Below are 11290 nucleotides of genomic sequence, written 5' to 3'. Positions count from 1 at the left end.
AATCCCATGGAAGATCTCTCGTGGGATGCAAGGTATGCAAGGGAAAAGAGATAACTCCAAAAAGACTCCTCGATCTTCCCGTTGACATGCTTGTTCCCGCGGCTCTCGAGAACCAGATCACCGAGGAGAATGCCGACCGGATCAAGGCTCAATACATCGTGGAAGGAGCCAACGGTCCAACCACTCCCGATGCCGAGAAGAAACTGAACAAGAGGGGAGTCGTCATCATCCCTGACATCCTTGCAAACGCCGGTGGCGTCATAGTCTCTTACTTCGAATTGGTCCAGAACCTGAACTGTTATTTCTGGTCGGAAAACAGGGTTAACACGGAGCTCGAGAAGAAAATTCTTGCCGCTTACAGAGGCGTGTGCGAACTATCCCATAAAGAGAAGGTGAATATGAGGATGGCCGCCTACATGATCGCCATCGAGAAGGTCGCCAATGCGATAAAGATGAGGGGGATCTATCCTAAATAGCTGGAATAGGCCTGTAAACATAGCCGTGTTGCCGTGAGAGGCGGTATTTAGAAACGCCACTGAAATTAAAGGAATATTCCTCTTTCTCAACGAATCCTGCCATCGAGATTATCTCAAGAATTTCTTCTGTTTTAATGATTCCCCAGTTAAAAAAGGCTGCCATGTCTAACGGTTCGATAAGATCATATCTTCGCATATAGCAATATCGAGAAGCTTTTAGAATATTTTTGAAATATTCTGCTGGACATCCATTTTGAAGGAGCGCATCGACTGCACTGACAGCCAGAGAGAATGAAAAAATACAGGGAAGCACCTCTATGCTTTCAATGAAGAGATCAAATTTATTACGGGGTCTTCGGAATGCACAGGTCACTCCACTGCACTTCCTTAGCTCCGTCACGAAACAGAGAAAATCGATGGTGAGATGCTCAATTAGATGAGCAAGCGCCACATCACCATCAAAAGATTTTTTCTTTTTTTTCTTTCCTTGTTTCGCAAAGGGGAGATACACTCCATCATCGCTGCACCGATGCATGTGAATAGTAGACGAGATCTCTGCCATTTTTGTAATGAGCCTCTCAATTTTTTTTCTTTTTTGATCCTCCTTCCAATCGATGAGAATTGTGGCTCTCAGAAGTTTAATCTTCGGGTTGAATTGGGGATTGAGATGGATGATCTCGGGATAGTAGTTATGTTTGAGGAAGATAGGTCGTATTATTTTGTTTTCCAACGAGCTTTTCCACGGAAAAAGCCGGAAGGTCCTGGAGCATGGGAATTAAGCCTTCTTCATGAAGGCCTAATACTGTGGTTCATCAAAGCGAGTTTCCTCTTTGTCGAGGGTGCCCTGGAGGACGATCCTGTATTCACCCGTGTCCGGATTGATCGCTTCCACCCGGCATCTTGCATTGGTGGAGCTGACGATCATCTCGCTTAATTTACTTCTGAGCGTGGATGGGGAGGTTGGAGTAATCTCCAGTGTGTGAATATCCTGTATCTTGAATCTGGCCATATGATCACCACCTTTCTTTTAGATCTCAGCAGCTTTATGCACAGCCTGCTGGAATTTATTTCCTCTTTCCAGCTTCCAAGACCTTCCCGATGAAGTCTATTCAGCGAGTCATCACCACCACCACTTAGACTGCTCTTTATCGAGCGTCCCCTGGAGAACGACTCTGTATTCTCCAGTTTCCCGGTTCACCACTTCAACTTTGGCATTGGCCCGGACAGAATTTATGAGCAGCTCGCTGACTCTGCATCTCAAATTTGCCGGGGATGATGGAGATTTTTCCAGATGCTTAATGTCCTCTAAGTAGAATCTTGGCATTCTCATCACCTCCTTTCTCTCAGACGTTACCAGCCCAAAATCCTACCCCTTGAGAAAAACCACTTCAGAAAAAGACTCAATCGAAACATTACAAGAGATCACTTCTCGAAAGTGCAGCGAATTACTTTCCTGTATCTATGTCTTTCCCCCTTTGTCTCCTTCTTGGAACTCAAATCTCCATGAGCTTCTGCCGGAAGCTCAGCATAGAAGCTTCCTGACTCCACACCCTGAAATATGGAGGACAGAATAGGATTTCTGACCTCTTCCAGAATTTCGGAGACGAGATCCCTCTTTGTTTTTGTATCCGCGATCCTGGCATCGTATAGTTTCTGTTTAAGAGCAGGACTCTCCTGGAGAAGAGAGAGAAGGCCGTTGGATACCTGGCGTTCCATCTTTGATGAAAAGTTCTTCGATTCAATAAATTTCTCAATGACTCTCTTGATAATCAGCTCATCAACCATCAGCCAAACCTCCAGAAGCTTTCACGCCAATAGGCATCACTCGCTTTTTCAGGCTTTTTGGAAGAGAGGGATATTTCTTCTGCTTCACCTTTGGAAACACCAGATTCCACCATCACCTTAGCTTCTTGCCGAGAAGAACCGAATTCAAAATCTCCTTCCTCACTCAGTTGCGTAGGTCGTTTCATCTTCTCCAATTTCTTTTTCAGAGCCTTCCCTTTTAACCTGGGCAATCTCTCCTCGAATTTTCCACTCTTACCCTCAGCCATTTCCACGGCAGCATCCCATAAATTTCTTGATTGAGCAAGGGATAACCCGGTAATACCGGATAATTTTTCCGCGCTGTTTTCAAGAATCTTTTCTATACCATCAACTCCCGCTTCCTTAAGCTTTTGCACTGTTTCCAGTCCCTTCCCATAGAGTTGACATAGCAAAGTTAAGTTATCCATCGTTACCCCCTTTCCAGTGTTGGCCAAAAGCCACTTTCTTCTAAGACTTCATTAGCCAGTGATAGATAATCTTTGAACCCTCTTGCATTTTTGCTGTAACTGGCAATAGAGAGTCCATAGCTTGCCGCTTCCCTCAATTTTATATTGCAATGAATGACTGTATTGAAAAGGCCATTGCCGAAGAAGTTTCTCATCTCTCTGAGAACCTCCATCGAGAATCTGTTTCTTCGATCATACATGGTGGCGAGAGCTCTTACCCTTGGGTTGGCCGAACCTTCTCGTCGCTTGTTCTCTATGAGAGCCATCAGTTGAGCGACACCGTGAAGCGTGAAGAAGCTGCAGTCCATCGCGATGATGATCTCTTCAGCAGCCTGGAGTGCGTTTTCTACAAGAATTCCCCTGGATGGCGGACAATCGATGATGGCAAAGTCATAGTCGGATGATAGGGAAGCAAGTCCTTCCTTCAGCTTGTTTTTCGAAAGAATGCTTCGTGAGAGAAATCCCTCGGTTTCAGAAAGCGAATAGTCAGATGGAATAATGTGAAACCTTTCGCTCAACCTTCCGATGCAGTTCTTAAAATGGCTCCCATTGAGAAGAGATGTGGATAAAAGTTTTGAAGGCTTCTCAAAAGCAGAGGATAGCCCAATTGTGGCATGACATTGCGGATCAAAATCAATGATAAGCACCCTCTTCCCAAGATAGTCAAGGCAAGCGGATAGATTAATGGCCGTCGTAGTTTTGCCGCATCCCCCTTTATGATTCATGATGGAAATTGTTCTCACTTTTCCATCTCCCCTGATTCTTGCCAGAAGGGTTTTGCTCTTGTTTCTCTCCTCATGTCCTCATATTCTCCCCTTGTATGATCTTCCTGATTCTCACATGTATGAACTCTGAAGCAAATCCTACATTGCTTGAGCCTCCATTTGCTGAAATAGTCTGTCCCATTCGTGCGACCTCCCCAGATGCCGTAGAAAAAGGGTGTTTGATGAAGAAAGGAATCTTTAAATTGACAGAATGATTCACCAGCTCATTTTCCTGGAGGCATCCCAGATAAAGGAACTGTTTCTTGAGAAATTTCTGGCAAACATCGTTCATCTTCTGGAAGACTGCCGCTGACTCCCGATCATCTTTAACTCTGTTCACAGCAATCCAGATTCTTGCGGTTGGCTTTAATTGAAAGATAATCTTGGAGATGGCGTAAGCATCCGTTATCGCTGTTGCATTTGCGTTGGTAACAACAATGATCTCATCACAACTAAGAAGCAGGAGAAGCGTATGTCTCGATATTCCAGCAGAAGTATCGATGAGCATAAAATCTGAAATTCTTTCCATACCTTCCAATGATTGTGCAACTTTGTAAATGCTGATATCGCTTAAATCGGCCATCCACTCTATTCCGGAAGTTCCAGGGATGAGCCAGACTCCTTCACTGCATCTCACTTTGATATCCTCAGCCTTAACACATCCTGAAAGAAGATGGCTGATATTTAAATCAGGATAGAGTCCGAAAAGAAGGTGATCATTAGCGAGTCCGAAATCAGCATCCAGGATAGTTACTTTCTTTCCCATGGTGGATAGATAAACCGATAGGTTGCAGGCAAGAATGGATTTACCAGTTCCTCCTTTTCCACTCGTTATCCCGATTTTTTTTGCAATCTGAGGGGATTTCTCATACGCAGGAAGGGGATTTAATCTTCTTCTATCGCCGAGAAGACCTTGAATCTCTATAAGATCGGAGAAACTCCGACCCAGCCTGGATTTGTTCATCAACTACCTGAACCCTTTAGATGACTTTGCTCACCGAAGAATTTATTAATTTTGATGATTGCTCTTTACTCCTTTCCTTCCCAAGACCTTTCAATTCCTCAACTTCTTCATCCGTCAATTTCGCTATCGAAAGTCTTGAAAGAAAGGATGGTTCCATACCGTGAGGAGTAACATGTTCACCCTCATGGAAATCAGAGAGAGGAAATTTTCCAATCCAGAGAAACTTATACCCATCAAATGCGATGGGTTTATAAAGATAAAAATAAATTCCCCCTTTAACGAGCGTTTTCCATGCCTCCATCACCCTTTTAGAGAATGTCTGTGCTATAAGAATCCCTCTAGCAGGAAAAACTGTGTTCATGGAAGGAATCGACAGGGCGCTTCGTATCAACTCGGAATTCTGATTCAATAAGCTAACTTCCCTGCAGAGATCTATAAGATGCGGATCTTCTTCTTCCATGCAGGCTTTAATCGACGCAATTCTCCCGCTTTCATCAAGAGCAAGAATATCAGGTTTCACGCCCTGAAAAACCTCGAAGCCCTGAGGTATAATTTTCACCTTTTCAAAAAGGGGAAGATCTCTTGCAATGTAATGGATGAGTTCAGAGCGGGAAGTTACCTCAAAAGCTTCGATCAGGGGAAGATTGCTTTTCATTCAGCCCCCCAATCTAAAATTATAGATTTACATTTTTGAATCTTATCTCAGAAAGATACAATTTTGCAATATTTTATTTATCACAAATATTAAGTTATGTATGACCAAGATTCATTTAAAAATTTAAAGCAGGAGAAGAGATATTTGAGAAGAAATTCCAGGACTTCATTGAGCATTTTTTAACACCTTTTGATAATCCTCGGGTGTGTTGATTCCAAGAAGAATCCCCTCATCATCAACGTCAAGAAGGAACATTTCTTCCTGATGCCTAGAAATGATATCTCTCGGCTTGGAATCAGAAGAAAGCAATAAAATTTCGGGAATGAGCTTCCAGGAAAAAATTACAGGCCTTCCCCTCTCTCCCCTGTACCGTGGCGCAACGATCAGTTTCTCTTTTTCATTGAAAGCCTGAAGCAGAGCATTGATGGTTATTACCTTAAGGAGAGGATGATCCACGGGATGCACAAGAATCCCATCTGGCTCCAAATATTTAAGTGCTTCTATTCCCACTTTTAGAGATGACAACTGGCCTCCTTCATAGTTCTCGTTCAAGATAAAAAATCTCTCCGGGATGGACGTGCTGGATAGGATCTTCTCCGCCTGGAATCCGATGATAATTCTCAGGTTCTCTCCGATGTCAGAATCTTTAAAAGCGGTGAAGAGATGTTCGATAAACGTCGTCCCTGCAATGGTGAGCAGGGGTTTACAGCTTCCCATCCTTTCGGATTTACCCGCTGCCAGTATGATACTCCATATCTCTTTCCCTAACATTTGCATATCATTATACTGGAAAAGCCCGCATCTGAGACTGATTTGATGTTATACTTATGTTTTCACCGATCTTTCTGGTCTGGTTCATCGGAATCTTGAGTATGATGCTCATGAAGATGCTCTCAGGAAAACACAGTGTAACGCTCTTTTTGATCTCTTCTCTCCTTTTTTCTTCTTCCTGCGCTACACACGAGATGAAGAGAAAGAGCAAAGCCTTACAGCAGCAAAGCGCAAGTCCCGAGGAAGCGACGAGATCGGATGAACCAGAAAGGCAGGAACGAGCCGAAGAAAAGCAGGGCGATAAAAATCGGGGTATCTTCCACATAGTCAGAAAAGCCGAAAACCTTTACAGGATCGCAAAAACATACGGCATTAATGTGCAAGAACTGGCAGAGATCAACGGCATCAAGGATCCTGCAAAGATCCAGGCAGGGCAGGTCATCTTCATCCCTGGCGCGGAGAAACAGCTTGAGATCCTCATCCCGGGAAAAATGGGGACCATCTCCTACAGCGGGGAGAAATTCACCTGGCCTGTTTCAGGGAAGATCGGTTCAAGCTTCGGCGCCAGGCGCAACGGTCATTACCACTCCGGGATTGACATCATGGCTCCTTATGGAACGGCTGTTGTTGCATCAAGGGATGGTATAGTCGTCTTCAGCGGACATGAGCAGCGATATGGCAGGATGATCATCATCAATCACCAGGATGGAACTTCCACTGTTTACGCCCACAACTCCATCAATCTGGTCAAGGAAGGGGATGAGGTCTCACGGGGGGAGACCATCGCACAGGTAGGGACGAGCGGAAATGCCACCGGCCCTCACCTCCACTTTGAAATAAGAGTGGAGAATGATTGCATTGACCCTTATGATTATCTTGAACAGAATGTCGGGGGTGATCCATGAAAGCAACCATTATATGCCCGAGATGCGACGAGAAATACAACCTCGATCCGGAGAGGATCCCCGAGAAGGGCGGCAGGATCACCTGTCGCACCTGCGGGTTCATCATCTCCATAAAGAAGCACCTTATCCAGGAAGATCTGAAAAAAGGGACATCGGAATCGGATTCGACCCTCATGACTGTGCAGTGCCCGAAATGCGGTTTCTCTTTCAAAATAACTCCTCTTCGACCTTCTGCAAAAGAAAAAGAAGAGGATAAAAGGACGATCCTCCTCGTGGAAGATCAGGAGTTTTTCATTAACTTCACTCGGGAGATCCTGGAAAAAAGATACAGAGTTTGTTGCGCGACCACTGTCAACGAGGCTCTGGAAATCCTCGGCAAAGAGAAGGTGGATATCGTCCTTCTCGATCTCATTCTTAAAGATGAAGATGGAAGAGACCTCCTGAAGCAGGCTCCAAAAAAATGTCCTGTTATCATATATACATCGAAAGATGAGATGGAGATGTACGGGAAGACCTGGAATGATCTTAAAAAGCTCGGTGCGGACGACGTGGTCTATAAAGCCATGAATGTGGAAGACTCCATTTTCCTCAAGATCGAATCGTTCTTTAGCGAGAAACTCAAGTAATATAATTGAAAGCATCATTCATTAAAAATTACAGATGGACATGACTCTTGTCATCATCTTCCTTCTTTCGACAATCATCGTTTTCCTCATCTTTCTGCTTATCTGGCAGGGTCGAAAGACGGGAAGGGAAGGCGGGACGGCAGAGCTTCTTCTCTCCATGCAGGGTCAGATGGATGGTCTGAGAAGGCAGCTTTTCGACAGCTTGGCTGAAGCCTCCCGATCCTTCCGCGACATCAACAAAGCACTCATGGAACAGATCTCCAGCACTAGAACGGCTATGGACCAGAAACTCGATGCGACCACAAAGACTATGGACCACAAGTTGGAGGAAACCACCAGGGCTATGATGGATGTCCACAAGCAGCTGGGAGCTGTGGACGAAGCGGTCAAAAGGGTCTTCGATGTTGGAAAGGACATTGCCAGCCTTCAGGAGATTCTGAGTGCCCCGAAGTTGAGGGGAGGGATGGGAGAGCTCTTTCTCGAAGACCTTCTTGCCCAGATCATGCCTTCCTCCTATTACGAGCTCCAGCATACCTTCAGGAGCGGAGAAAAGGTGGATGCAGTCATCAAGGCCGGAGAGAAGATTGTACCCATTGATGCTAAATTTCCTCTGGAAAATTTCAGAAGGATGGCCTCCGAAACGGAATCCAGCCAGCAGGAGCGATACAGGAAAGATTTCCTCAAGGATATCAGGAAACATATTGAAAACATCTCTTCCAAATACATCCTTCCCGATGAGGGGACGTACGATTTCGCCCTGATGTACATCCCTGCCGAGAACGTTTATTACGAGACCATCATCCGAAGCGCTGAGCCTGGGAGCGAGAAAGGAGTGTTCGAATATTCCATCTCGAGAAGAGTCATTCCCGTCTCGCCAAACTCGTTCTATGCTTACCTACAGGTTATCCTCCTCGGATTAAGGGGGATGGAGATCGAGGTAAAGGCCAAAGAGATCCTCACAAAGATATCAGGATTGAGAACTCAGCTGAACAAATCGTTGGAAGATTTCAGAGTCCTCGGAAAGCATATTAGCAATTCCCAGAAGAGCTTCGACGAAGCTCAGAAGAAATTTGACAAGCTCGACTACGCCATCTCGTCCCTCCTTGAGCTCAGTGACTCCGACCAGAAGCGGCTAGATCCCGACCAATAGACAGGCAACCTGCCTCGGCTACTTTATTTTAGTGCGGAAAGCACTTCGACTGCCGTCTCGTAGCGCTCGGCTGGAGTGCTCACCTGGACTCCTTCTACAATGTTGCGAATGGCAAGGAGGCATTCCTGGGCGATTGCGATCCCCTCGCGTCTTGCCGCCTCTGAAGAACCTGCTTTCCTCATCCGCTCCATGATCTCGTGAGGGACCTGAGTGCCGGGCACCTCATTGTTCATGAACTCCGCATTCCTCAAACTTGTCAGAGGCCATATTCCGGCAAGTATCGGGATGCGAACATGGGAAATCATGTGGAGGAACGATTTAAGCATCTCAACATCGAAGACGGGCTGTGTGATGGCAAACTCCGCACCCGCACCCACCTTCCATTCCAAGCGGCTTATCTCCTTTTTCAGATCAATGGCACCCGGGTTGACGCCAACACCAATATGAAAGCCTGTGGGCTTTCCAATTGGATTTCCACCAAGGTCCAGGCCATGGTTGAGCCTGTAGACCATGTTGGTCAGGCCGATGGAGTCCACATCGAAAACCGCAGTCGCGTCAGGATAGGTTCCCAGCTTGGGAGGATCCCCGGTGATGATGAGGAGATTCCTGATTCCCATAGAGTAAGCCCCGAGCAGGTCTGACTGCATTCCGAGGAGATTCCTGTCCCGGCAGCAGTAATGCAGGATCGTTTCAATCCCAACCTCTCCCTCGATGATATAGGCAACAGACAAGGGACTCATCCTGGCGCTTGCCCGCGGTCCGTCCGGGATATTGATCGCATCAACGCCGGACTCCTTCAGGTAAACTGCGCCCTCAACAGCCTTCCTGGTATCACAGCCACGTGGAGGGACTATCTCAACGGCTTTGACAAATATTTTTTCTGTTATCTTCCTTGCAAGTTCTGACTTCTTTTCTTTAGCTATCACCTCGACATCCATTTTCTTCTCTATCGCGGCAGGTATGGCTACTGTCTTCCTCCTCGTCGGCTGTACCGCTTTCACTGCTCTCCTGATGGCGGCGATGTGCTGAGGTGTCGTCCCGCAGCATCCACCCACAACCTTCACTCCGTTGAGGATGAATCTCTTCGCATACTCTGCCATGTATTCCGGGGAGCAGAGGTAGATGTTTCTCCCCTCGACGTTCCTAGGTTTTCCCGCATTGGGTTGAGCAGAAAGCTTGGTCGCGGTTACCTTGCACATCTTCTCGATAGCCTGAAGCATGACCTGGGGACCGACACTGCAGTTCACACCCACGGCATCGACTCCCCAGCCATCGATTACCATAGTGAACTCTTCCGGAGGGACTCCTTCGAGGCTGTTCCCGTCGTCTTCCAGAGTCATCTGTGCGATGATGGGTAGGTCACAGAGATCCTTCACCGCTAGAATCGCCTGGTGCAACTCTTCGAGATCGTAAAACGTCTCTATGACGAATAGATCGACCCCTCCCTGAAGAAGTCCTTCTGCCTGCTCCCTGAAGAACTCTCTGGCTTCGTCAAACGAGGTGGGACCCCATGGTTCTATCCTGATCCCAAGAGGTCCTATAGAGCCGGCTACGAATATTTCTTCTCCCCCTTCCTTCCGGGCGATCTGCACTCCTTCGTAGTTAATCCGCGTTACGTACTTCTCCAATCCATGCTTGCCAAGCTTGACCCTGTTAGCGCCAAAGGTATTCGTCTCGATGACATCCACCCCCACCTTGATATATTCCCGGTGGACTTCCCTCACCAGATCCGGAGCGGACACATTAAGCTCATCGAAACATTTGTTGATGTAGATCCCCTTAGCATAGAGCTGCGTTCCCATCGCCCCGTCGAAGACGATGACATTCTCTTCCAGAAAATCTCTGAAGTTCGGTCTCATCATGCCTCCATAAACAAAAAACCCCTTCCCTGGACGAGAAGAGGTTTTTATTAGGACGTGAAAATAGGACTATTCCAGAACCCTTATGACGACCCTTCTGTTCTGATTTCTGCCTTCTTTTGTATTATTGTCAGCGATGGGCTTGCTTTCCCCATAGCTCACGATGCCAATGGCATGCAGCGGGATTCCATGCACCTCGTTCAGGTACTTTCTAACGGCATCCGATCTCTTTTCTCCAAGCTTCATATTGTAGTCTTCAGTGCCGATGCTGTCCGTATGACCCTGGATTTCCAGGTATAGAGCTTTGTTCTGCGCTTTAACCTTTCCAGCAAGATCATCGAGGATGTTCTTCGCCTGGTCTGAAAGTGTGGCCTGGTCGAAGCCAAACTTCACGGCGTCGTTGCTCAACGTTACTTCCCAGAGCAGTTTTCCTTTTGCCAGCTTCTCGGCCAGTTCAGCTTTGGTTAATGCTTCCTGCCCCTTCGCCATGGCACCATCTGTTTTGCCGTCAAGCCTCGTGATCTCTCCTTTGGTCTCTTCTCTCAGTTCCTTGATTCTCCTCTCATTGGCCTCCACACCATTCTGGACGGTCTGAATCTTATCATCCTGATCTTTGATTGTCGTCGTGAAGAGTTTCTTGGTGACGCATCCATTCAGGAGAGCAAGGATCATTGCCAGAACGGCAATCAGGTAAATTCTGGTAATCTTTAGCTTCATTTCCAGCTCCTCCTATATGTTAATGGTTAAAAACTTTGCAAGACTTTCAACCACCTTCTCTTGATGAACAATCCCACAAGCAATAGATTTCGCATTATTATCATACATAATCATTAAATAATCAAATATTTTT

Annotated in this window: 15 protein-coding genes; 4 read left to right on the top strand and 11 right to left on the bottom strand. The window is 46.4% G+C overall.

What is annotated here, in order from left to right; genetic code table 11:
• Positions 1-476 (top strand): glutamate dehydrogenase (locus AB1756_03925; GenBank protein MEW5806487.1); only part of this gene is annotated, 476 nt, incomplete at its 5' end.
• Here the strand turns inward: AB1756_03925 and AB1756_03920 are convergent.
• From AB1756_03920 to AB1756_03880, 9 genes are all read right to left on the bottom strand, one after another.
• Entirely contained in the window at positions 469-1206 is a 738-nt protein-coding gene (locus AB1756_03920; GenBank protein ID MEW5806486.1) for a hypothetical protein, read from the bottom strand. The two genes, AB1756_03925 and AB1756_03920, sit on opposite strands and share 8 nt — an antisense overlap.
• Before the next feature lie 66 nt (positions 1207-1272).
• Complete coding sequence (locus tag AB1756_03915; GenBank protein MEW5806485.1) at positions 1273-1485, bottom strand: hypothetical protein; 213 nt, start codon at positions 1483-1485, stop codon at positions 1273-1275.
• Positions 1486-1596: 111 nt separating this feature from the next.
• Entirely contained in the window at positions 1597-1800 is a 204-nt protein-coding gene (locus AB1756_03910; protein MEW5806484.1) for a hypothetical protein, read from the bottom strand.
• A 98-nt stretch (positions 1801-1898) separates the two neighbouring features.
• Positions 1899-2261 (bottom strand): hypothetical protein, encoded by a 363-nt coding sequence (locus AB1756_03905; GenBank protein ID MEW5806483.1) that lies wholly within the window; start codon positions 2259-2261, stop codon positions 1899-1901.
• Positions 2261-2707: a hypothetical protein gene (locus AB1756_03900; protein MEW5806482.1), complete on the bottom strand. Its 447-nt coding sequence runs from the start codon at positions 2705-2707 to the stop codon at positions 2261-2263. The genes AB1756_03905 and AB1756_03900 overlap by 1 nt, the downstream gene beginning before the upstream one ends.
• Before the next feature lie 2 nt (positions 2708-2709).
• On the bottom strand, positions 2710-3489 hold the full coding sequence (locus AB1756_03895; protein MEW5806481.1) for a ParA family protein: 780 nt from the start codon (positions 3487-3489) through the stop codon (positions 2710-2712).
• Positions 3490-3541: 52 nt separating this feature from the next.
• The gene (locus AB1756_03890; GenBank protein MEW5806480.1) at positions 3542-4474 is read right to left on the bottom strand and encodes a P-loop NTPase; all 933 of its coding nucleotides are present in this window, start codon (positions 4472-4474) and stop codon (positions 3542-3544) included.
• Between the two features lie 16 nt (positions 4475-4490).
• Positions 4491-5129 carry a hypothetical protein gene (locus AB1756_03885; protein MEW5806479.1) on the bottom strand — a complete coding sequence of 213 codons (639 nt, stop codon included), beginning with the start codon at positions 5127-5129 and terminating at the stop codon, positions 4491-4493.
• Positions 5130-5294: 165 nt separating this feature from the next.
• Positions 5295-5900, bottom strand: coding sequence for a nucleotidyltransferase family protein (locus AB1756_03880; protein MEW5806478.1), 606 nt, complete (start codon positions 5898-5900; stop codon positions 5295-5297).
• Between the two features lie 56 nt (positions 5901-5956).
• Here AB1756_03880 and AB1756_03875 point away from each other — a divergent pair, with 56 nt between their 5' ends.
• Genes AB1756_03875 through AB1756_03865 form a run of 3 tightly spaced genes read left to right on the top strand, consistent with a single transcriptional unit; the run spans position 5957 to position 8581 of the window.
• The gene (locus tag AB1756_03875) at positions 5957-6805 is read left to right on the top strand and encodes a LysM peptidoglycan-binding domain-containing M23 family metallopeptidase (protein MEW5806477.1); all 849 of its coding nucleotides are present in this window, start codon (positions 5957-5959) and stop codon (positions 6803-6805) included.
• Positions 6802-7431, top strand: coding sequence for a response regulator (locus AB1756_03870; protein ID MEW5806476.1), 630 nt, complete (start codon positions 6802-6804; stop codon positions 7429-7431). The genes AB1756_03875 and AB1756_03870 overlap by 4 nt, the downstream gene beginning before the upstream one ends.
• Before the next feature lie 40 nt (positions 7432-7471).
• Positions 7472-8581, top strand: coding sequence for a DNA recombination protein RmuC (locus AB1756_03865; GenBank protein ID MEW5806475.1), 1110 nt, complete (start codon positions 7472-7474; stop codon positions 8579-8581).
• Positions 8582-8604: 23 nt separating this feature from the next.
• Here AB1756_03865 and AB1756_03860 read toward each other — a convergent pair whose 3' ends face one another.
• Together AB1756_03860 and AB1756_03855 are read right to left on the bottom strand one after the other, a co-directional pair.
• Positions 8605-10443 (bottom strand): bifunctional homocysteine S-methyltransferase/methylenetetrahydrofolate reductase, encoded by a 1839-nt coding sequence (locus tag AB1756_03860; protein MEW5806474.1) that lies wholly within the window; start codon positions 10441-10443, stop codon positions 8605-8607.
• A 66-nt stretch (positions 10444-10509) separates the two neighbouring features.
• Positions 10510-11157, bottom strand: a complete 648-nt coding sequence (locus tag AB1756_03855; GenBank protein ID MEW5806473.1) for an OmpA family protein — start codon at positions 11155-11157, stop codon at positions 10510-10512.
• Positions 11158-11290 lie beyond the last annotated feature (133 nt).

The organism is Acidobacteriota bacterium (assembly GCA_040752675.1).
Classification (GTDB): domain Bacteria; phylum Acidobacteriota; class Polarisedimenticolia; order JBFMGF01; family JBFMGF01; genus JBFMGF01.
This window is presented reverse-complemented; position numbering and strand designations above follow the sequence as displayed.

Excerpts from the sequence above, each read along its gene's own strand:
- AB1756_03890 (MEW5806480.1), bottom strand. The coding sequence starts at position 4,474 with ATGAACAAATCCAGGCTGGGTCGGAGTTTCTCCGATCTTATAGAGATT.
- AB1756_03900 (MEW5806482.1), bottom strand. The coding sequence starts at position 2,707 with ATGGATAACTTAACTTTGCTATGTCAACTCTATGGGAAGGGACTGGAA.
- AB1756_03870 (MEW5806476.1), top strand. The coding sequence starts at position 6,802 with ATGAAAGCAACCATTATATGCCCGAGATGCGACGAGAAATACAACCTC.
- AB1756_03905 (MEW5806483.1), bottom strand. The coding sequence starts at position 2,261 with ATGGTTGATGAGCTGATTATCAAGAGAGTCATTGAGAAATTTATTGAA.
- AB1756_03880 (MEW5806478.1), bottom strand. The coding sequence starts at position 5,900 with ATGTTAGGGAAAGAGATATGGAGTATCATACTGGCAGCGGGTAAATCC.
- AB1756_03885 (MEW5806479.1), bottom strand. The coding sequence starts at position 5,129 with ATGAAAAGCAATCTTCCCCTGATCGAAGCTTTTGAGGTAACTTCCCGC.
- AB1756_03855 (MEW5806473.1), bottom strand. The coding sequence starts at position 11,157 with ATGAAGCTAAAGATTACCAGAATTTACCTGATTGCCGTTCTGGCAATG.
- AB1756_03910 (MEW5806484.1), bottom strand. The coding sequence starts at position 1,800 with ATGCCAAGATTCTACTTAGAGGACATTAAGCATCTGGAAAAATCTCCA.
- AB1756_03860 (MEW5806474.1), bottom strand. The coding sequence starts at position 10,443 with ATGATGAGACCGAACTTCAGAGATTTTCTGGAAGAGAATGTCATCGTC.
- AB1756_03875 (MEW5806477.1), top strand. The coding sequence starts at position 5,957 with ATGTTTTCACCGATCTTTCTGGTCTGGTTCATCGGAATCTTGAGTATG.
- AB1756_03865 (MEW5806475.1), top strand. The coding sequence starts at position 7,472 with ATGACTCTTGTCATCATCTTCCTTCTTTCGACAATCATCGTTTTCCTC.
- AB1756_03915 (MEW5806485.1), bottom strand. The coding sequence starts at position 1,485 with ATGGCCAGATTCAAGATACAGGATATTCACACACTGGAGATTACTCCA.